21 protein-coding genes are annotated in these 18,758 nt (G+C 70.0%); 4 read left to right on the plus strand and 17 right to left on the minus strand.

Features of this window, described 5'->3' with window-relative positions:
- Positions 1-190: 190 nt before the first annotated feature.
- The 17 genes from C3B61_RS18045 to C3B61_RS18125 form a co-directional block, all read right to left on the minus strand.
- On the minus strand, positions 191-1,381 hold the full coding sequence (locus tag C3B61_RS18045; RefSeq protein ID WP_103461885.1) for a flagellar hook protein FlgE: 1,191 nt from the start codon (positions 1,379-1,381) through the stop codon (positions 191-193).
- Between the two features lie 131 nt (positions 1,382-1,512).
- Positions 1,513-1,959, minus strand: coding sequence for a flagellar hook assembly protein FlgD (locus C3B61_RS18050; RefSeq protein ID WP_103461886.1), 447 nt, complete (start codon positions 1,957-1,959; stop codon positions 1,513-1,515).
- Between the two features lie 78 nt (positions 1,960-2,037).
- On the minus strand, positions 2,038-3,363 hold the full coding sequence (locus C3B61_RS19980; protein WP_133160360.1) for a flagellar hook-length control protein FliK: 1,326 nt from the start codon (positions 3,361-3,363) through the stop codon (positions 2,038-2,040).
- A 452-nt stretch (positions 3,364-3,815) separates the two neighbouring features.
- On the minus strand, positions 3,816-4,529 hold the full coding sequence (locus C3B61_RS18060; RefSeq protein ID WP_103461888.1) for a C40 family peptidase: 714 nt from the start codon (positions 4,527-4,529) through the stop codon (positions 3,816-3,818).
- A complete protein-coding gene (locus C3B61_RS18065) occupies positions 4,526-5,005 on the minus strand; it encodes a hypothetical protein (RefSeq protein ID WP_208858859.1) in 480 nt (159 codons plus the stop codon). The genes C3B61_RS18060 and C3B61_RS18065 overlap by 4 nt, the downstream gene beginning before the upstream one ends.
- Positions 5,002-6,360 carry a FliI/YscN family ATPase gene (locus tag C3B61_RS18070; protein ID WP_103461889.1) on the minus strand — a complete coding sequence of 453 codons (1,359 nt, stop codon included), beginning with the start codon at positions 6,358-6,360 and terminating at the stop codon, positions 5,002-5,004. Before C3B61_RS18070 ends, C3B61_RS18065 begins: the two co-directional genes overlap by 4 nt.
- On the minus strand, positions 6,357-7,034 hold the full coding sequence (locus C3B61_RS18075; RefSeq protein WP_103461890.1) for a FliH/SctL family protein: 678 nt from the start codon (positions 7,032-7,034) through the stop codon (positions 6,357-6,359). The genes C3B61_RS18070 and C3B61_RS18075 overlap by 4 nt, the downstream gene beginning before the upstream one ends.
- A complete protein-coding gene (fliG, locus tag C3B61_RS18080; RefSeq protein WP_370289794.1) occupies positions 7,027-8,046 on the minus strand; it encodes a flagellar motor switch protein FliG in 1,020 nt (339 codons plus the stop codon). The genes C3B61_RS18075 and fliG overlap by 8 nt, the downstream gene beginning before the upstream one ends.
- Entirely contained in the window at positions 8,043-9,659 is a 1,617-nt protein-coding gene (gene fliF / locus C3B61_RS18085) for a flagellar basal-body MS-ring/collar protein FliF (protein WP_103461892.1), read from the minus strand. The genes fliG and fliF overlap by 4 nt, the downstream gene beginning before the upstream one ends.
- Positions 9,659-9,970 (minus strand): flagellar hook-basal body complex protein FliE, encoded by a 312-nt coding sequence (gene fliE / locus C3B61_RS18090; protein ID WP_103461893.1) that lies wholly within the window; start codon positions 9,968-9,970, stop codon positions 9,659-9,661. The genes fliF and fliE overlap by 1 nt, the downstream gene beginning before the upstream one ends.
- On the minus strand, positions 9,970-10,362 hold the full coding sequence (locus C3B61_RS18095; protein WP_088455991.1) for a flagellar basal body rod protein FlgC: 393 nt from the start codon (positions 10,360-10,362) through the stop codon (positions 9,970-9,972). The genes fliE and C3B61_RS18095 overlap by 1 nt, the downstream gene beginning before the upstream one ends.
- Positions 10,362-10,703: a flagellar basal body rod protein FlgB gene (locus C3B61_RS18100; protein ID WP_088457967.1), complete on the minus strand. Its 342-nt coding sequence runs from the start codon at positions 10,701-10,703 to the stop codon at positions 10,362-10,364. The genes C3B61_RS18095 and C3B61_RS18100 overlap by 1 nt, the downstream gene beginning before the upstream one ends.
- 152 nt (positions 10,704-10,855) lie before the next feature.
- On the minus strand, positions 10,856-11,248 hold the full coding sequence (locus C3B61_RS18105) for a hypothetical protein (RefSeq protein ID WP_088455990.1): 393 nt from the start codon (positions 11,246-11,248) through the stop codon (positions 10,856-10,858).
- A complete protein-coding gene (gene fliS / locus C3B61_RS18110) occupies positions 11,235-11,729 on the minus strand; it encodes a flagellar export chaperone FliS (protein WP_241990290.1) in 495 nt (164 codons plus the stop codon). Before fliS ends, C3B61_RS18105 begins: the two co-directional genes overlap by 14 nt.
- Positions 11,729-13,057, minus strand: a complete 1,329-nt coding sequence (gene fliD, locus C3B61_RS18115; RefSeq protein WP_103461894.1) for a flagellar filament capping protein FliD — start codon at positions 13,055-13,057, stop codon at positions 11,729-11,731. The genes fliS and fliD overlap by 1 nt, the downstream gene beginning before the upstream one ends.
- Positions 13,058-13,206: 149 nt before the next feature.
- Positions 13,207-14,049, minus strand: a complete 843-nt coding sequence (locus C3B61_RS18120; protein ID WP_088455988.1) for a flagellin N-terminal helical domain-containing protein — start codon at positions 14,047-14,049, stop codon at positions 13,207-13,209.
- 84 nt (positions 14,050-14,133) lie between these two features.
- The gene (locus C3B61_RS18125) at positions 14,134-15,069 is read right to left on the minus strand and encodes a sigma-70 family RNA polymerase sigma factor (protein ID WP_103461895.1); all 936 of its coding nucleotides are present in this window, start codon (positions 15,067-15,069) and stop codon (positions 14,134-14,136) included.
- Positions 15,070-15,468: 399 nt separating this feature from the next.
- Here C3B61_RS18125 and C3B61_RS18130 point away from each other — a divergent pair, with 399 nt between their 5' ends.
- The 4 genes from C3B61_RS18130 to C3B61_RS18145 are packed head-to-tail and all read left to right on the plus strand — an operon-like array spanning position 15,469 to position 18,731.
- A complete protein-coding gene (locus tag C3B61_RS18130; RefSeq protein WP_103461896.1) occupies positions 15,469-15,954 on the plus strand; it encodes a flagellar protein FlgN in 486 nt (161 codons plus the stop codon).
- A 33-nt stretch (positions 15,955-15,987) separates the two neighbouring features.
- Positions 15,988-17,433, plus strand: a complete 1,446-nt coding sequence (gene flgK, locus C3B61_RS18135) for a flagellar hook-associated protein FlgK (protein ID WP_103461897.1) — start codon at positions 15,988-15,990, stop codon at positions 17,431-17,433.
- Positions 17,434-17,448: 15 nt separating this feature from the next.
- Positions 17,449-18,324, plus strand: a complete 876-nt coding sequence (locus C3B61_RS18140; RefSeq protein WP_243398797.1) for a flagellin N-terminal helical domain-containing protein — start codon at positions 17,449-17,451, stop codon at positions 18,322-18,324.
- A complete protein-coding gene (locus C3B61_RS18145) occupies positions 18,321-18,731 on the plus strand; it encodes a flagellar assembly protein FliW (protein WP_088455984.1) in 411 nt (136 codons plus the stop codon). Before C3B61_RS18140 ends, C3B61_RS18145 begins: the two co-directional genes overlap by 4 nt.
- Positions 18,732-18,758: the final 27 nt, after the last annotated feature.

Raw genomic sequence — 18,758 nt, forward strand, 5'->3', positions numbered from 1 at the left:
CCCGCCCACCACCTGCTGCTCCACAACCAGCACTGGCAGATCTTCGAAAACACCGGCCGCTACTGGCTCCGCCCACCCACAACCATCGACCCCGGCCAAACACTCATCGAGATGCCCGGCCGCACCCGGGACGGGCCGCCAAAAACAACAGCACCACCCAGGGCCTGATCAAGCCGGCACGTGCGCTGCGTTAGCGCTTGAGGTTGGTGAGTTCCTGCAGTACCTCGTCGGAGGTGGTGATGATGCGGGCGTTCGCCTGGAAGCCGCGCTGGGCGACGATCAGGTTGGTGAACTCCTGCGACAGGTCGACATTCGACATTTCCAGGGCTCCCCCGGTGAGCGAGCCCAGCCCGGTGGAGCCGGGCGCGCCGAGTTCGGCGGTTCCGGAGTTGAAAGTGGCCCGGTAGCCGTTCGAGCCGGTCTTCTCGAGCCCGCCAGGGTTGGTGAAAGTGGCGAGGGCGATCCGGCCCAGCGCCTTCTGCTCACCGTTGCTGAACAGACCGATTAGGGTGCCGTCCTTGCCGAACGTGTAGGACTCGAGCGAGCCGGGGGCGCTGCCGTCCTGCGACTTGACCCCCACAGTGCTGATACCGGCCAGGCCGTTCAGCGCGCTGAGGTCCACGGTGATTCCGCCGGCGGCGGGGTCACCGATGACGAGTGAGCCGCCGGACGTCACGACGTTGCCGGTGAAGCCCAGCGTGGTCGTTGCCGCAGTGCCGCCATCGGTACCCGAGACACCCCAACCGCTGCCCGTCGCAGCCTTGGTGAAGGTTAGGGAGACCGTTCGGGCAGCACCCGAGGCGTCGTAGACCTTGATGTCTCGCAGCAGCTGCGTGCCTCCGACAGCATCAGAGGGCAAGGTGCCGCTCATCGCGACCAAACTCGTCGCCTTGCCCGGAACGACCGCGTTCAGCGGCAGGGACAGGTCCCCGACAGCGCCGCCCTCGTTGACCACGCCATCCACCGCGCCCCAGCCCTGCACGATCGCACCCGACGGGGTGACGAGGCGACCGGCGGAGTCGAAGTCGAAGGAGCCGGCCCTGGTGTAGATGGTCTCGCCGCCCTGCTGGGTGAGGAAGAACCCGTCGCCGGAGATGAGCATGTCCGAGGCCTTGCCGGTAGCCTGCGACGACCCCTGCGCGAAGTTGGTGGCGATGCCGGCGACCTGCACACCGAGGCCCACCTGTGCCGGGTTGGTACCGCCGGTCGTGGCGCCCGGGCCGCCGGCGCCCTGGGTGAGCTGCGAGAGGGTGTCCTGGAACTGGGTGGCCGAGCCCTTGAACGCCGTGGTGTTGACGTTGGCGATGTTGTTGCCGGTGACGTCGAGCATGGTCTGGTGGGCGCGAAGGCCGGAGATGCCGGAGTACAGGGAGCGAAGCATGAGTGCTGCCTTTCAGAAGGTGATGACGGAGTAGGGATGCGGCGACCCCGCCCGGTTTGCGGGAGTGTGTCGCGTTGGTGCAGATCGAGCTGGCGAGTGGCGGGCTCGCTGGGTGCGGGCGCGGAGCCGGATCACCCGGTGGGGGCGGTCACCCCCGAGATCGCGTCGAGAGCCACGCTGGCCGTGCCGACGGTGACCTGGGGCACCGGGCCGGCGTAGGAGACCGCTGACGCGATGCCGGTGACGCTCGCGCCGGTGGCATCCGTGTAGGTGACGTCCTGTCCGACGAGAGCGGCTGCGGCCGTGCGCATCTGCAGCGAGAAGTTCTCGTCCGCGGTGGTGGACAGCGCGGTGAGTTTCTCCATCATGGCCAGCTGGGTGGTCTGGGAGATCATCTGGTTGGTGTCCATGGGCGAACTCGGATCCTGGTTGCGCAGCTGGGCCACCAGAAGCGACATGAAGGTCTCGGAATCGAGAGTCTGCTTGGGCGTGCGCGCCGGTGTCGTCGAGTACATGCTGGCTCCAGCGCTGGAGTCGGCTGCGGCGGTGGACACGGAGCCGACGGCGTCGACGGTCATGGGTTCTCGTTTCTGGGAGGCTGCGTGCGGTGAGCGGTGCGTGGTGAGGTACAGGGCAAAGGGGTGCCGGGCGGCGGGTCAGGCGAGAACATCGATACGTCCCCTGGTCTGGTCGGGTTGGGTCGGGTCCGCTAGCGGGTCCGCGGCGTCGGCGCCGATCGGCGGGGACCGCAGCCACTGGTCGGGTGCACCGGATTCCCGGCGGCGGTCCTGGGCTCCGCGCGGATCTCCGCCGAGCGCCGCGTTGCCCTGGCCGGGCTGGTCGGCGGCGGGGCGGTCCTGCCGGCCCGACGAGCCGGCATCGCCGGGCTGGCTGCGCGTGGAGACGTCGAGGCTCGCCGACAGTGCGCCGCCGGCCAGGTCGCGGCGCAGGTCGGGCAGGATGAGCCGCAGGGCGTCCCGCGCGACGTCGGTGGGGGCGAAGAGCTCCAGACGGATGCCGGTGGCGCTGATCTGCGCCCGCACCAGGACCGGCCCGAGATCGTCGGGAGTGACGCTGATCGACATCGTGTGTTCACCGGGTCCGGCGGCCGCCAGGGTGAACAGCGGACGGGCCACCTGGCTCGCCAGCGGCGCCGGAACGGCAGGACCGGTAGAGGGCGGAAGCGCCGGGGCACCGGCGGTTGAGCCGTTGACGGGTACCGCGGCCACCGGCCCGGAGGCGGCCGCCAGAGTGAGGCCGGCCGCTGGTGCCTCAGCGCCAGCGGGTTCGTCTGTAGCCGCACCGGGCGTCCGGGGCGACCCCACGGCACCGGCGGCGCCGGCGGCAGTATCGGTCGCCGCAATCGCCGTCGCGCCAGCACCGGTGACTGCAGTCGCCGTCGCGGCAGGGCCGGTCGTTGCGGTGCCGGTCGCTGCAGTGCCGGTCGCGGCAGCCGCGGTGCCGGCAGAGGCGGTCGCGGCAGGGGCGGTCGCGTCGGTGGTTGTCGCGTCGGTGACTGTCGCGTCAGTGGTGGTCGGAGCAGTGTCGGTCGCTGCGGCCGCGGTCAACGAGGTCCCGTTCGCGGCAGGGGTGGTCTCGGCAATGATGGTCGCGGCAGCGGCGGTCGCGGCACTAGGGGTCGCGGCAGTGGCGGCCGTTGCGGGCGCGATCAACGCGGCCCCGTCCGCGGCGGTGCCGTTCGCGGCAGTTTCGTCCGCGGCAGTGCCGTTCGCCGCGGTGCCGATCGGGGCGATGCTGGTGTCGGTGCTCCCGGTAGTAGCGGGTGCTGCGTGCCCGGTGGCGGCGGTTCCCGCCGGCTGGCCCAAGGCCGGTGCCATCGGCGCAGCGGGGCCGGCTCCGGATCCGACACCGGCATCCCCCGCTCCGACCGGGGCGACGATGCCGGGGCCGATCGGGGTGGCGCCGGGATCGGCAGGTGAAGCCGACGCTTGGCTCATCCCGCCCGGCAGGGCTCCGGCCACGGCCGAACCTGATCCCGGCTGAGGTGACGCGACGATTGCGGAAGATACCGACGGCGACCCTGTGGGAAGGGACGCGGCAGGCGCAGACGCGAAGGGTTCGTCGTTGAGTTCAGCGTCGTCGCCAGGTTCAGTGTCGCTGGGTTCGGTGCGGCTCGCGGATGCGGTTGTGGTGGGTGAGGGCCGGGTGGGCACGGGCCTGCTGAGCGCGGTGCCACCGCTGGAAGGAACACCGCTACGGACAGCTCCCCCGGGCCCAGCACCGCCGGGGCCTGCAGAAGCTACGCGACGTGCCCCAACCGATCCGGCGCCGGATTCCGGACCGGACGCGGCACCGCGCAACGCTCCCGCGAACGCGTCGGCGCCGACGGCGGGATCCGGCTGGGAACCGCGGGACCCGCGACCGGGGGCGACCCCGGGCGCTCCCGGGGTCAGAGGGAACTGCGTGGGCGCGGTCACGAGAGCAATCCAGACAGGGACAGTGCCGAAGCGGACGAGGAGCCGGTGGACGCGCTGCCGTTGGACGCGGCGCCGTTGAACATCGACGCGAATGCCGCCGTGAGCAGGTCGGTGGAGCTCGATGCCACGCTGGCGGTGGCCGCCTGATCGGGGATCACCCGGCGGATGGTGGTGATCTCGGAATCGTCCATGTAGGCATCCACCTTGCTGACCGTGCGCCCCTCGTATGGCGCGTGGATCACCTGGTTGTTGCCGGCGTAGATCAGGATGTGGTCGCCGCCGCCGATGACGATGAGGTCACCGGGCTTGGCCTCGGCCAGCGACGCCACCTCGGTGCCGATGGTCATCTGCCCGGACACCAGACGGGGCACCTCGATGCCGAGGTCGGCGTAGACGCGTTGCACGAGACCCGAGCAGTCCATTCCGGTGCTGTCCTCGCCGCCGAAGACGTATGGCACGCCCAGGTACTTCTCGGCCGCCGCGACGACGCCGGCACCGGTCGCTCCCGAGCCGGCTGCGCCGGTGGTCGGGGCTGTCGTGCCGGTGGCCGCGGCGAGGGCATCGGCGAAGCTGGTCGCGGAGACTGACGACCCGGCCCCCCTGCCGGCCGTGACGCTCGTCGCTCCGGTACCGCCGGCGACAAGGTCGTTGAGCTGCACCAGCCTGGCCTGAATCTCGCCCATCCGGCCGAGCGCTTCCACCATCGTCATCGCTTCTCCCCCGTTGGTGCCCCGGTGCCCGACGAAGCGGTGCCGGCTCGTTCGTCGCCCAGCCGTCGGTGCCAGCCGGTCGACGCTATCTCGTCGATGATGGTCTGTTCGGCGTGCAGGCCTTCGGCCGCGGCCAAGTCGCCGTGGCGCCCCTCGAGCTTCTCCAGGCTCACGGCGGCGGACTTCCTCGACTCGAATTCGCGTTGCGCGTCGACGACGCCCTGCTGGGCGACCGCGTCGAGGGCCGCGAGTTCGGCCAGCATGCTGCGGGAAGACGCCCGGGCGGCGGCGATCGCGTAAAGGGTGTCGGCGCCGGTGGCGCTGATCGGCAGGTGCTCCAGCGCGGCACGGGTCTCGTCGATGCGGGTCGCGGCGGCCCGTAGCCGTGCATTGGCGACGGCGAGGTCGCCCGCGGCCTGGTCCTGCTGCAGGTGGCGCAGGCGCAGCAGGCCGGCGAGAGAGAACTGGCGGGTCATCGGGCACCGCCCAGCAGCCGGGCCAGCGCGGCGAGTCTGTCCCAGGCCTCGGCGGCCGGGGTGTGCTCGTCCATCCGCTGCTGCAGGAACGCGGTGATGGCGGCGTCGTGCTCCACGGCGGCGTCGACCAACGGGTTGGTGCCGCGGCGATAGGCGCCCACGTCGAGCAGGTCCTGAGCGGCGCGCCGGGCGGCGAGCACCGCCCGGAGAGTGCCGGCAACGGCGGCCTGCTCCGGCGTCGTCACCCGCGACGCCACCCTGGAGATCGAGGCGAGGGCGTCAACGGACGGAAAGTGGCCGAGCACGGCCAGTTTGCGGTCGAGCACCACGTGGCCGTCGAGGATGGAGCGGGCGGCATCGGCGATGGGTTCGTTGTGATCGTCGCCGTCGACGAGCACTGTGTAGATGCCGGTGATCGAGCCGGACTGGTCGGTGCCGGCCCGTTCGAGGAGGCGGGCGAGCAGCGAGAACGTCGACGGCGGGTAGCCGCGGGTGGCGGGCGGTTCGCCAACCGACAGGCCGATCTCGCGTTGGGCCATCGCCACCCGGGTGAGCGAGTCCATCATCAGCATGACGTCGGCGCCCCGGTCGCGGAACGACTCGGCGATTCGGGTGGCGACGAACGCGGCCCGCAGGCGCATCATGGCCGGCTCGTCCGAGGTGGACACAACGACGATCGACCGGGCCAGACCCTCGGCACCGAGGTCGTCCTCGAGGAATTCGCGCACCTCGCGGCCGCGCTCGCCCACCAGAGCGATCACCGACACTTCGGCGTCGGTGCCGCGGGCGATCATCGACAGCAGCGACGACTTTCCCACGCCGGAACCGGCGAACAGGCCCATCCGCTGGCCCTTGCCCACGGTGGTGAGGGTGTCGAGCACCCGCACCCCCAGCTGCAACGGTGACTGGATGCGCGACCTTGCCATGGCGGACGGGCTGGCGTGGTCCAGGGGCACCCGCTGCGCAGCGACGAGTGGTCCCTTGCCGTCGATGGGACGGCCGAGCCCGTCGATCACCCGGCCGAGCAGGCCCGAACCGGTGGGGACGAGAAAGCCCGTGCCGCCGCCGCCGCCGCGCACGGGGTCGCCGACCCGGATGCCGGTGAGCCTGGCCAACGGCATGCAGCGCATGCCATCGGGGGTGGTGGCCACGACTTCGGCGTCAACGCCCCCGGCACCGGTGCCTGCCTGCGATCCGGGTCCGCCGATCACGACGAGGTCGCCGATGGCGTCGTTCAGCCCGCGCACGTCCACGCTCAGGCCCACGATCGACGAGACCACGCCCACCCGCTCCGGGCGGGCCGCCGCCAGGGCTCTGGCCAGGCGGTCGGTGCTGTCCGGCCTAGTGAGGGTCATGACACGCCTCCGGCCAACGCCGCCCTTGCCCGCTGCAGGGCACTGCCGATGCGGGCGTCGAGGTAGCCGTCGGGGAACTCGCTGACGGCGTCGCCGCGGGACAGGCTCGCATCCGCCACCAGGGTGACGCCAGACCCGGCCAGCGCGGAGCCGTCGAGTGCGGAGCCGTCGAGGGCAGCGAGGTCGTGCGGGTTCAGCCGCACAGTGTGACCGAGAGACCCCGCTGCCCCGTCGGCCCGGGTGCGAGCCAGCGCCGAGCGCACCGCGGTCGCCTCGTCGGCGAGAGCGTGGCCGATGATCGCCTCGGCCAGGTCGATGGCGGCGCCGAGCAGGGTGTCTTCGACGTCGTGGAGCACCGGCACGGTACGGGTCTCGAGCGCGCGGACCACGGCGTTGAGCACCTCCAACGTGCGGTCGCGCTGCCGGCCGGCGGCCTGCATCAGCTCGGCATGCTCGGCCTCGAGCGTGGCCACCCGCGCGTCGACGGCCGCCGCCGCCGCCCGCAGTCCCTCGGCGTACCCGGCGGCGTGGCCTCTGGCCTGCCACTGGCGCTCGACCCTGGTGCGGTCGTCATCGCGTCCGATATTCCCCCCGGCGTCGGCGAGGGTGGGAAAGACCAGCGCCGAGAAGTCGGCATCCGGAACCCCAGCGCCGGTGCGTGCCGCGCTAAACAACGAAGTCATCCTCGTCGGCACGCTGCACGGTGATCGCGCCCTGCGCGGCCAGGTCGCGGATCGACCGCACGATGGTGGCGCGGGCCTCTTCCACCTGCGAGACCCGCACCGGTCCGAGGCCGGTGACCTCGTCGTTGAGGATCTCGCGGTTCCGCTCGGAGAGGTTGCGCTGGATGATGTCGACGACCAGCTCGGTGGACCCCTTCATGGCCACGGCCAGCACGGCGGCGTCGATGCCGCGCAGCACCAGCTGCACATCGCGGTTTTCCAGCTTGATGATGTCGGCGAAGGTGAGCATGCGGGAGCGCACCTCTTCGGCGAGCACCGGGTCGCGTTCATCCAGCGCCTCGAGCAGGGCCCGTTCGGTGTTGATGTCGGCGCGGTTGATGATCTCCACCAGCGGTTGCACACCGCCGACGACCTCGGCGGAGTCCCGCGACGCGGCGACGGCTCCGATGCGTTTCTTGAGGATGTCGGTGACCACCCGCACGGCCTCCGGCGTGGCCGGCCCTGTGGAGGCGATGCACTGGGCGACATCGGTGCGTACCGGGCCGTCCAGCCCGGAGAGGATCGCGGAGGCGTGTTCCGGACGCAGGTGGGCGAGCACCAGGGCGATGGTCTGCGGCAGTTCGCCGTCGAGAAGCGCGAGCACCTGCATCGAGTCGACGGTGTCGAGGAACTCGAATGCCTTGCCGGCCATGGAGGTCGCCACCCGGCTCATCACGCCGGCCGCCCGCTCGGCGCCGAAAGACTTCTCCAGCAGTCCGACCGCGACGGCGTGACCGCCGCGCGGGTTGCGGGCGCCGATGGTGGTGAGTTCGTGGAACTCGGCTACGGCGCTGTCCATGACCGACGCGTCGACCCGGCGCAGCTGCACGATTTCGGCGATGATCTCGGCCGCCTCGACCTCGGAGAACTGCTTCATCACCTCTGACGCGCGTTGCTGGTCCATGGTCATCAGGACCACGGCCACCTTCTGGGTGCCGGTCAGGCCGGTCTTGGCGTCCATCATGCGGGCTGCCGATCGTCCATCAGACCGCGCAGCATCTCGGCCGCCATCTGCGGGTCACGCAGGGCAAGGGCGTCGATGTCGGCCACCCGCTGGTCGCCGCCGCTGGGCAGGGCACCGCCGCCGGCGACCGGGTAGACCTCGGTGGGCGTGGAGTCGATGAACAGTGGCGCCATCTGCGGCGGCAACGACAACGGCACCGTCGGCGCATCCAGCGCAGACCGCGCCTGCACCAGGTCACTCAGCTCGATGGCCTTGCGGCTCTGCCGGCGTGAGCGCCTGGCATAGAGGATCAGCCCGAGCACAAAAGCGATCACGGTGCCGGCCACGATCAGCCCCACCTGCAGGATGCCGGCATTGCGGGCGGCCTCTTCGGCCGCGGCGGCCTCGGCCAGCGCCGCAGCCGCGGCGTCGGCGCCGGCGGCGTTGAAGCTCACGACCTCCACGGTCACGGCGTCTCCCCTGGCTACGTCGATGCCGGCGGCGGAGGACACCAGGCTGGTCAGGTCGGTCACGTTGAGGTCTTCGGCGACCGCGGCGTTCACCGCCACCGACACCGTCTGCCGGTTGATCTCCCCTGCGGGCACCGTGCGCGTTTCGGTGACCTTGTTGATGGCGTTGTTACGGGTGGTGTCCTCGCTGGTGAAGGTGCCGTCCGCCGTGGTCTCGGCCGGCACGGCGATGTTGTCGGGTCCGAGCACACCGGCCGCGGCATCCCCGGCACCGGAGTAGGACTCTGTCGTCACGGCCTCGTTGAGCGCCGGGGCGTTCTCGGGAACCGCGAAGGTCTCCTCCACGACCTGGGCGCTCTGGTTGCTCATATTTGCGGCGACCACGACGGTGGCGTTGCCGGGTCCCACGACCTTGTCGAGCATGGCCTGCACCGAACCGCGCACCCGTTCCTCGTAGTCGCCGGCCTGCTGGCCGGCCGACCCCGTGGCCCCGACGCCCACGGCGGAGAGCACGACGCCGGCCGCGTCGATGACCGCGACATCCGTGGGCTTCATGCCGTCGATGGAGGCGCTGGTGAGGTGCACGATGGCCTGCACCTGCTCGGCGTTCAGGGTGACGCCGTTCCGGGTGCCCACGAAGACGGATGCGGTGGGATCATTGGTCTCCTCGGTGAACACCGTGGCCTCGGGGATCGCCAGCCGCACCGAAGCGGTCTGCACACCCTTCATGGCCTCGATGGTCGCGGCGAGTTCGCCCTCGAGGGCCCGCTTGTAGGTGACCGACTGCTGGAACTCGGAGGCGGTGACCCCCATGGTGTCCAGCAGCGAGTAGCCTCCGGTGCTCGACGTCGGCAGGCCGGCGGCGGCGGATTTGAGCCGCTGGTCGTAGACGTCGGCCTCCGGCACCAGGATGGTCGCTCCCCCGTCGCTCAGCTCGTAGGCGACACCGTCGGTGCGCAGCTGCTCCACGATGGTGTTGGCGTCGGAGCCGCTCAGTCCCGAGTACAGCGGGGTGTACGCCGGTTGGGTGGCCCACATCGTGAGCGCGGCGGTGCCCAGGGCGAGCACGGCGACCCCGATGATGGCCATGGTGCGCTGGGCGACGGTGAATTCGCGGACGGCGTTGCCCAGGCGACGGAACACCGAGGTGATCTGAGCGGGCATCAGGCCTGCATTCTCATGATGTCGTTGAACGCTTCGACGCCCTTGTTGCGCACGGCAGCGACGAGCTCAAGGGTGACCGCGGCGCGTGAAGACGCGATGGTGGCGGTGTGGATGTCGTCGAGGTCACCCGTCACCGCCTGGATGGCGTAGCTGTTGGAGGTGGACTGCAGCTGCTGGAGGTTGTTCACCGCGCCGGTGAGGGCGCTGGCGAAGCCGGTGTCAGAGGATTCGGTGGCGCCCGTGGCCGTGCTGGCGGGCAGGTACGACGTGGCGCTGACGGCGGGCACGGAGCCGATGGCGGGGATGGTCATCAGTTGCGTCCGATCTGCAGGGCGGCTTCATAGGAGGTCTTGGCCCGGTCGATGACCGCGGCGTTGGCCTGGTAGCCGCGCTGGGCCATGATCAGCTCGCCCATCTGTTCGGCCATGTCGATGTCGGGGCGGCGCACGTAGCCGTCGGCATCCGCGATGGGGTTGTCGGGTTCGTAGACGAGCAGGCCCTCGGCGTCGCCCAGCGCGGCGCCGGCCACGTAGGCACCCGAGACGCCCTCACCCTCCTGGGCGACGATGTACCGGGCCTGGAAGGCATCCCCGGAGGTGGCGGTCGCGGTGTTGGCGTTGGCGATGTTGTCGGCGACAGCGTCGAGCCACTTGCGGTGCAGGGTGAGACCGGTGCCGGCGATGCCGAGAGCGTCGAGGCCCATCAGCTGGTCCGGAGCGCTGCGCGCATGCTCGAGTCGGCGCCCGCCACGGCCTGGGCGGCGAACTGGTAGCGCAGCACGGTGTCGATGTTCGAGACCGTTTCGGTGTCGAGGTTCACGTTGTTGCCGTCGAGTCTGGTCGGCTCCAGCGAGCGTGCGGTGCTGGCCGCGGTGTGGCCGTCGCCGTCCCGCACCGACTGGGCGAGGGCGTCCTCGAACGAGACCCGCTGGGCCTGGTAGCCGGGGGTGTTCACGTTCGCGATGTTGTTCGCGATGGTGCGCTGGCGCAGGGCCAGTCCGTCCAGGGCGCTGGTCAGCGCCGCGGTGGTCACGGATTCAATCACGCAGGGGCCCGATTCGTCGTCAATGTGCCGGACGGCCGATCCGTGGCCTGTGATGAGCAATCCGTGCTCATCCGTAGCTATCGGCCGTCGACGAGCGTTCGTTAGGACGTTTCGGGATATTTGTCAGGGAATCTGTCAGAAATTCTGCCGGGTCAGCCCGCGATATCCAGATAGACCGGCTGGTCGGAGAGGTGGGTGGAGAGGATGGTGCGCACGGCGGCCAGGTGGGCGCCGGCGGAGCGGCGTGCATCCTCGATCTCGCGGATCAGTTCGAGCTGGCCGGTGAGCAGCACCCGCGCCCGTTCCTCGAGTTCGCGCGGGAGCTGGCCGATGTGTTCGGGGGCACGCCACTGCACCCCGGTCACGAGTTGGCCGCCCTGGGCGGAGAGCACGGCGTCCCGGGCACCGCTGCCCAGGCTGGTCTCCAGCTCGTCGAGCACCTGCAGCCATTCGGCGTTGCTGGTGCGCGGCTCCCCCGGCGCGGCGAGGCCCGAACGGGTGCTGTGGGGCCGGGCGCTGCTGGAGTGGACCTCAGGCGACTCCACGGTAGCCCTCTCCGCTCGCCGCGGTCGGCGTCGCCGGCAACGCAGCGGCCGCTTCGTGCCAGGCCTGACGCAGCGGCTCGAGCAGAACGATGCTCTCCCGGGTGCGGGCAACGTCACGGTGGATGTTCGCACCGATCAGCGCGTTCGAGACGTAGGTGTAGATGGCGAGCAGCCCGTCGGCTCCGTCCCACGCGGTGACGTTGAGCGAGGTGGTGAGTTCGTCGACGATGGCCTGCGCGTGCAGCAGGTTCTCGGAGGCGATCGGCCAGTTCTCGCCGTCCTGGGCGGCCTCGGCGCGGTCCAGGTCGAGCATCAGCCTGTCGTAGAGCATGGTGAGCAGGCGCACCGGCGTGGCCGACAGCACGGCCTCACGGTTGAGCTGGGCGCGTTTGCCCTGTGCGGCGGCCAGCTGGGCCGCCGAAGGCTGGGCTGACTGCTGTGGCATCGAAAGCTGGTGGGGTGGGAACAGTGCGGTGGTCATCAGCTGGAGCTCCCTGTGTAGGTATCGGGTAGTGAATTGATCTGCGAGGTGAGCCAGGAGGACTGCGTTTTCAGCTCACCCAGCCTGGATTCCATGGCCGTGTAGACCCGTTCGAGCGAGGTGCGTTTGGCCGTGAGCCTCAGGTCCCAGTCGCTGATCTCCAGGCCCATCGTGCGCACCTGGGACTGCTGGCTGGTGATGGTGGTGGTGAGGGTGCCGTCGTATTTGTCCGATGCCGTCGCCGCGGCCGACGCGACCCGGCCGGAGATCTCCTGCACGGTTTTCATCACGCCGGCCGGGTCCTTGGCCAGGGCAGCGGCGAACTTCTCGGCGTCGAATTCCAGGGTGCCGCTCTTGGTGATGCTGATGCCGATCTCCGACGGGGAGCGCCCGTCCACGGGCATCGACGCGGCGGTGAGCAGGTTCTGGTTGACCGTGCGGATGGTGCCGTCGCCGGCGAAGAGCCCGGCGGTGGTGACGCTCTTACCTGTGGAGTCGGTCGTGGTCGACACGGCCGACCGGTTGGTGATGACGGCGAAGATGTCGTTGAGGCCGCTGACGAGGCCGCCGGCGATCTTGGTGATGGCGGCGTCGTCCCGTGTCACGGTGAGCGTGACCGGTGTGGTGGAGACCGCTTGGACGGTCACATCCAGGCCGGGCAGCAGGTTGGTGAAGGTGTTGCTGCCCGAGGTGATCGTCTGTTCGGCCGTGGTGCCGGCCCACAGCGTGACCTGGGCATCCTGGGCGGCCTTGACCTGGGTGGTCGGGACCGTGCCGCCGGTGAGAGTGAAAGACGCGGCGGCGCCGGGGGCGGCACTGCTGAACTGCACGCGGAAGCCGTCGGCGCCCACGGCGACCTTGGTGGCGGTGATGCCGAGCCCGGCCGCGTTGACGGCGGTCACGACGTCGTCGAGCGATGTGGAGGCCGGGGTGAGCACGGTGGCTTTTCCGGCCGCGTCGGTGAGGGTGAGGGCGGCGTCGGGCCAGGCGGTGAGCGGCCCGGTGACGGTGACCTGGTTCTGCGCGAGCCGGCCGACGGTGATGTCGAGCACGCCGGCGGCGGCGCCGGTGCTCGTGGTCGCGGTGACCTGGCTGGAACTGCTGGTGGCGGTGTAGAGGTCGTAGCTGGCGGGTTTGGCGGCCTTGGTGGCGGCGTCGTTGAGAGCGGCGACCTGGGTGTTCAGGCCCTGCACGGCGGTGGTGTAGTTCTGGGCGGCGGAGACCTTGCCCTTGAGCAGGGTCTGCGGGATCGCCTCGACCGCGATGAGGTTGTTGATCAGGGTCGTGGTGTCCTGGCCGCTGATCAGGCCATCGATGGAGAGTCCCATGGCGCCGTGTCCGTTCCGTTGTCTGCGGGTGTGCGAGTGGCCGGCGGCCCGCTCGGTCTGAGGTCCAGGTCAGATCGTGCGTGCCACCGGCCGATTCCCGGTCAGTCGACTCTGCGGCTTGTGGGCCGGTCGGTCGGTCAGTCCGTGATTTAGCGCAGCAGCGAGAGAACGCCCTGGTTGGACTGGTTCGCCTGCGCGAGCATGGCGGTACCGGCCTGCGACAGGATGCTGGAGCGGGTGTACTTGACCATTTCCTCGGCCATGTCGGTGTCGCGGATACGCGAACCGGCTGCGGTGAGGTTCTCCTTGGAGACGGCGAGGTTGCGGATGACGCTCTCGAACCGGTTCTGGTCGGCACCGAGCGAGGCGCGCGAGGTGGACACAGCGGTGATGTGGCCGTCGATCGTGTTGATCGTCGCGAGTGCCGCTGCGGAGTCGGCGAAGCCGGCTGTCGCGAGTCCGGAGACGGCGGTTCCGATGGCGGAAACGTCGGTGAGCTTGACGTCGATCTGGTCGGCTGCGGCGGTGCCACCGGCGCCGATCTGGAACGTCAGGTCGGTGGTCGCAGCCGCCGTGTTGAGCAGCTTGGTGCCGTTGAAGTTGGTCGACTCGCTGATGCGGGTCAGCTCCAGGCCCAGCGCCGTGACCTCGGTGGCGATGGCGTCGCGGGACTTGGCGTTGTTCGAGCCGTTACCGGCCTGAACGGCGAGGTCACGAACGCGCTGCAGAATGGTCTGCACCTCGCTCAAAGAACCTTCAGCGGTCTGGATGACCGAGACGGCGTCCTGGGCGTTGCGGCTGGCGACCGTGAGGCCACCGACCTGCGACTTCAGTCCCTCGGAGATGGCCAGACCGGCCGCGTCATCGCCTGCGCGGTTGATGCGGAGGCCGCTGGAGAGGCGTTCGAGCGACTTGGCCATGTCGGTCTGGGTCGAAGCCAGGTTGCGGTAGGTGTTGTTCGCCGCGAGGTTGGTGTTGATCTGCATACCCATGATGTGTTCCTCCGTGATTGGGTGGTGTGCGCCGGCCCATCCATGGGCTGACACTGAGACCTATCGGCCCCACCCCGCGGCGCGTTAGCCGTTGCTGGAGAAAAGTTCGCGGCTGTCGAGCGTGACCGCCTCCGCGTGGGCGATATCGGTGACGCCGGCCAACCCGTCGACCGTGTAAGCCATGGGAGCGGCGGGGGCCGCGGAGAGGACGGGAACTGCGGCCGGCATCCTGTCGTGCGCCAGGTGGGCCATGCCGAGCATCGCCTGGTCGGCCATCCGCGATAGGTAGGCGCTGCGGCGAGCCGGCGCCACGGTGGACTCCGGTACGAAGTCGGCCTCCGCGTCGTCCGCGTAGTGGGTGCCCAGGCCGTCACGCAACAACCGGATGGCCTCCGAGCGTTGCTGGGACACGGCGGAGTGGGTGATGCCGAGGCTAGCTGCGATCTCCTTGACCGAGCGGTCCTCGAAGTAGACCTGCTCGATGATCAGCCGCATCCGCTCGGGCAGCGCAGACACGCCCGCTCGCAGGTAGGCGAGTCGCTCGGCAGACAGCAGGGACTCCTCGGGGAGCACGGTGTCGGCGACGAGGAACTCGGCGGTGCTGTCGTCGAGGGTGCTCAGCGTGCGCTCGGAGTCGGCCAGGCCGGCCAGAGCGGTCTCGCGGTCCACGCCGAGCGCGGAGGCGATCTCGTCGACGGTGGCGCTGCGGCCGAGCGCGGAGGCGAGGGTCTCCTGCACCTGGCGGGTGTCCTTGATGCGGCGGCGGGCCATCCGGGTGGCCCAGTCGTTGGAGCGCATCTCGTCGGCGAAGGCACCGATGATGCGGCGGCGGGCGAAGGCGCCGAACGGCACGCCCAGGGCCGGGTCGAACGCGTCCGCGGAGGTGATCAGGGCCAGAGAGCCGGCCGAGGCCAGGTCGTCGCGGGAGAGGTGGCGAGCCTTGGCCCAGACTTCGGAGACGAGATAGCCGACGAGGGGCAGGTTGTCGACGACAAGCCGGTTACGTTCCGAACGGTTCAACGGTTGCCCTCCTGGTTGGTGCCGGCGTTGTTCTCGCTGACGGTGAGCGCAAGACTGGTTCTGCGTTTCACTGCCGGGTAAGCACGCGTGGGGGGTGACGTCGTATCAAGAGCGCAAACAGCCCGCCGGAACAGGGGTTCGGGTCCCGTTTCGGTGTGTTTTCGCCTAGCTATTACGGTAACAACCGCGCTTGTTGATTCTGGCGTAGGCGTGCCCCCAGAACGGGGCTTACGGTGTCCTCTCTTTAGAGGACTCGGCCACCGGAAATCGGGTCCTGCGGGCGCCATGTGACCAGAATGCCGCTAACCAACCGGGAGAACCGGCCGATAGTACCCCCGAACGAGCATGGGCTCGTACGATGGACCATCGGGTTTTCAACAGCGGGAGGGCAGTGACGACATGGGCGCCAACGAACTGTCCGCCCTGCTGTGGCGCGAACGTGAACTGCTCGAACTGCTCGTTTTCAAACTCGACGAGGAACAGCTGTTGCTCAGCGCCGGTCGCACACGCTGGGTTCAGCACGCCACCCGCGAGGTCGAGCAGGTGCTCGAGCTGGTGCGCGAGGCTGGCCTGGGCCGATCGGTCGAGGTGGCGGCCGTCGCCGCGGAGTGGGGCACCTCAGCGGATGCCACGCTGAGCGAACTCGTCCAGCAGGCTCCCGCCGGGCCGTGGGGCGACATCCTCAGCGCCCACCTCACCGCCATGACCGAGCTGATCGCGCAGATCCGCAGCCTGCGTGATGTCAACGAACAGTTCCTGCGTTCGGCCGCGCGTTACACCCAGGAATCCCTGGCCGGCGTCGACGCGCAGGCCACCACCTACGATTCCCGCGGCGCCTCCGGGGCTCAGAGCGCCGGTGCCCGACTCTTCGACCAGAGCCTGTGAGACTTCCGCGATGACTTCACCACTGAGGACCCCATGAGCACATTCGGCGGGTTGAATACCGCATACTCCGGACTCGTCGCGGCACGCGCCGGGCTCGACGTGGTGGGGCAGAACATCGCCAACGTCAACACCGAGGGCTACACCCGCCAGCGGGTGACGACCTCCGCCACCAACGCCGCAGCGCGGGCCGGCGTCGTCGCCTGGGGCGCGACCCCCGGCACGGGAGTATCCGTCGACGGCATCGCGCGCCTGGGCAGTGCCACCCTGGATGCCAAGGTTCGGGCGACCGCCGCGACCGCCGGCTACACCGCCGTGCGCGCCAATGCCCTCGGCTCGGTCGAGAATTCGCTCAAGGAACCCGGCGTCAACGGGCTTTCCCACCAGCTGCAGGAATTCTGGGCGGCCTGGCAGGATCTCGCCAACGGGGCCGACCCCGCCGCATCCGCCGGGCTGCTGCTCGGCGAGGCCGGCCAGCTCACCAGCCAGATCACCGCCGGATACCGCGCCGTGACCGACGAATGGGCCGTTGTACGCAGCAGCGCCGACGCGCTGGTCACCGAGGTCAACGGGGCCGCGGCGCAGGTGGGCGAGCTCAACGGCATCATCCGCCAGACCCTCGCCTCCGGCGGGTCGGCCAACGAACTCATCGACAAGCGTGACGCGCTCACCGCCACGATCTCCGCCATCACCGGGGCCAGCGTGCGCCCCCAGGCCAACGGCACGGTGGACGTCCTGATCGGCGGAAACCCCCTGGTGTCCGGTACCGACGTGCAGGTGCTCACTGTGAACGGGCCCACCAGCCTGGCGGTCGCCAACGGCCCCGTTCAGCTCGAGTGGTCCCATCACCCCGGCCAGCCCGTTGCCGTAGACGGCGGCGAGCTTGCCGGCGCCCTGTCCCTGCTGGGACCGGCGGATACCGATGGCACCGGGGGCGCCCTCGCCGAAGCCGCCGCCTCCTACAACGGCTTCGCCACCCACCTGGCCGACTCCGTGAACAGCATCCATCGTGGTGGGGTCACCAGCGCTGGAATCCCCGGCGGCACCTTCTTCGACTACGTCGCGGGCGATGCCGCAGCGACGCTGGGCGTCTCTCCGAAGAACGCGACCGAGATCGCCGCTGGCGCCGTCGGTGCCGGGGCAGCCAACGGCGCCAACGCCGACAAGATCGCCCAGCTCGGTACCAAGCACGCGGTGGACGAGGATGGGCTCCCGGTCGCCTCCCCCAACTCGGTCTGGTCCGAATTCGTCACCAGGCTCGGCGTCGCCACCGGCATCGAACTCGCCCAGGCGTCGTCGGCGAACCTGTCGGCGACCGCCGCGGTCACCCTGCAGCTGTCCAACTCCTCGGTCGACATCGACGAGGAGAACGTCAATCTGCTGACCTTCCAACACGCCTACCAGGGCGCCGCCCGGGTGATGACGGCCGTGGACGAGATGCTCGACACCCTGATCAACCGCACCGGACTGGTGGGAAGGTAGCCGATGATCCCCCGCGTGACCAGCCAGACCCAGATGCGCGCCGCCCAGGCCAATCTGCAGGCCAGCGCCCAGCGCCTGGCCCAGCTGCAGGAGCAGTCCTCTTCGCTGAAGACCATCAGCCGGGCCTCCGACGACCCCGCCCGCGCCGCCAACGCCCTCGCGGTGCGTGCCGAGCAGCGTGCCACCGCCCAGTACACCCGCAACGCCGACAACGGCAACGGCTGGCTGACCACGCTGGACACCGCGCTCGGCGCGAGCACCACCATCCTGAACCGGGTGCGCGACCTCACCGTTCAGGGCGCGAACGCCGGCACCATGTCGCCGGCTGCCAGGGAAGCCATCGCCCTGCAGATCGACGGCCTCAAACAGGACCTGCTCAGCCAGGCCAACGCGACGCACCTCGGCCGCACCGTCTTCGCCGGCAATTCCGACACCGGCGTGGCGTTCACCGACGCCGGCGTGCACAGCGGCGGATCCACCCCGGGGGTCGACCGGCGCGTGGGCGCCGACAGCACGGTGCGGGTGGATGCCGACGGCTCCGCCGTCTTCGGCAGTGGCCCCGACTCGATCTTCGCCCTGCTCGCGACGGTCTCGGATGCCCTGCGCAACTCGCCGGCGACGGTGTCGAGCCATCTGGGCGCCATTGACACCGCCCTGAACAGGGTCATCGCCGCCAACTCTGACGTCGGCGCCCGGCAGACCCGCATCGAAAGCGCCACCGCGGCACTGGTCACCCAGAAGGGCACCCTCGAGGCACAGCGGGTGCAGCTCGAGGATGCCGACCTGGCGACGGTGATCCTCGACCTCAAGCTGCAGGAGGTCGCCTACCAGTCCGCCCTCGCCGTCACCGCCCGCGTAATTCAACCGACCCTGATGGACTTCCTTTCATGACCGCCACCCTGAGTTTCCTCTCCCCGCCGCCCGGACTGGCCCCGCTGACCGACTTCCAGCTGCGCGAGATCACCGGCGCCGCCGGACTGTTCGCCCTGCAGTCAGCCATCGACGAGCACACCCGGCTGTTCGTGCTCGACGCGTCGGTGTACCTGCCGGACTACGCGCCCGTGATCTCCGACGAGCACGCCAGGGCCCTCGACCTCGCCGCACCAGAGCAGGCGATGGTCCTGGTGGTGACCAACCCGGGCGAGACCGGCACGACCGTGAACCTGATGGCTCCCATCGTGGTGAACGCCGACACCGGCCGGTGCGCCCAGATCATCCTGGACGGCCAGGATTGGCCGCTCCGCGCCGAGCTCACCCCACGCGCCGCGCCGCAGGACCTGCAGGACCCTGCCGTCTAGAACGAGCGCCGTCGGGATAGGCTCGGC

Origin of the sequence: Cryobacterium zongtaii (assembly GCF_002909375.1) — a bacterium.
Taxonomy (GTDB): Bacteria; Actinomycetota; Actinomycetes; order Actinomycetales; family Microbacteriaceae; genus Cryobacterium; species Cryobacterium zongtaii.

Excerpts from the sequence above, each read along its gene's own strand:
- C3B61_RS18065 (WP_208858859.1), bottom strand. The coding sequence starts at position 5,005 with ATGACCCGCCAGTTCTCTCTCGCCGGCCTGCTGCGCCTGCGCCACCTG.
- C3B61_RS18045 (WP_103461885.1), bottom strand. The coding sequence starts at position 1,381 with ATGCTTCGCTCCCTGTACTCCGGCATCTCCGGCCTTCGCGCCCACCAG.
- fliS (WP_241990290.1), bottom strand. The coding sequence starts at position 11,729 with ATGACCACCGCACTGTTCCCACCCCACCAGCTTTCGATGCCACAGCAG.
- fliG (WP_370289794.1), bottom strand. The coding sequence starts at position 8,046 with ATGATGGACGCCAAGACCGGCCTGACCGGCACCCAGAAGGTGGCCGTG.
- C3B61_RS18060 (WP_103461888.1), bottom strand. The coding sequence starts at position 4,529 with ATGACGATGGTGGAAGCGCTCGGCCGGATGGGCGAGATTCAGGCCAGG.
- C3B61_RS18050 (WP_103461886.1), bottom strand. The coding sequence starts at position 1,959 with ATGACCGTCGACGCCGTCGGCTCCGTGTCCACCGCCGCAGCCGACTCC.
- C3B61_RS18120 (WP_088455988.1), bottom strand. The coding sequence starts at position 14,049 with ATGGGTATGCAGATCAACACCAACCTCGCGGCGAACAACACCTACCGC.
- flgK (WP_103461897.1), top strand. The coding sequence starts at position 15,988 with ATGAGCACATTCGGCGGGTTGAATACCGCATACTCCGGACTCGTCGCG.
- fliE (WP_103461893.1), bottom strand. The coding sequence starts at position 9,970 with ATGACCATCCCCGCCATCGGCTCCGTGCCCGCCGTCAGCGCCACGTCG.
- C3B61_RS18130 (WP_103461896.1), top strand. The coding sequence starts at position 15,469 with ATGGGCGCCAACGAACTGTCCGCCCTGCTGTGGCGCGAACGTGAACTG.
- fliF (WP_103461892.1), bottom strand. The coding sequence starts at position 9,659 with ATGCCCGCTCAGATCACCTCGGTGTTCCGTCGCCTGGGCAACGCCGTC.
- C3B61_RS18145 (WP_088455984.1), top strand. The coding sequence starts at position 18,321 with ATGACCGCCACCCTGAGTTTCCTCTCCCCGCCGCCCGGACTGGCCCCG.
- fliD (WP_103461894.1), bottom strand. The coding sequence starts at position 13,057 with ATGGGACTCTCCATCGATGGCCTGATCAGCGGCCAGGACACCACGACC.
- C3B61_RS18095 (WP_088455991.1), bottom strand. The coding sequence starts at position 10,362 with ATGGGCCTCGACGCTCTCGGCATCGCCGGCACCGGTCTCACCCTGCAC.
- C3B61_RS18070 (WP_103461889.1), bottom strand. The coding sequence starts at position 6,360 with ATGACCCTCACTAGGCCGGACAGCACCGACCGCCTGGCCAGAGCCCTG.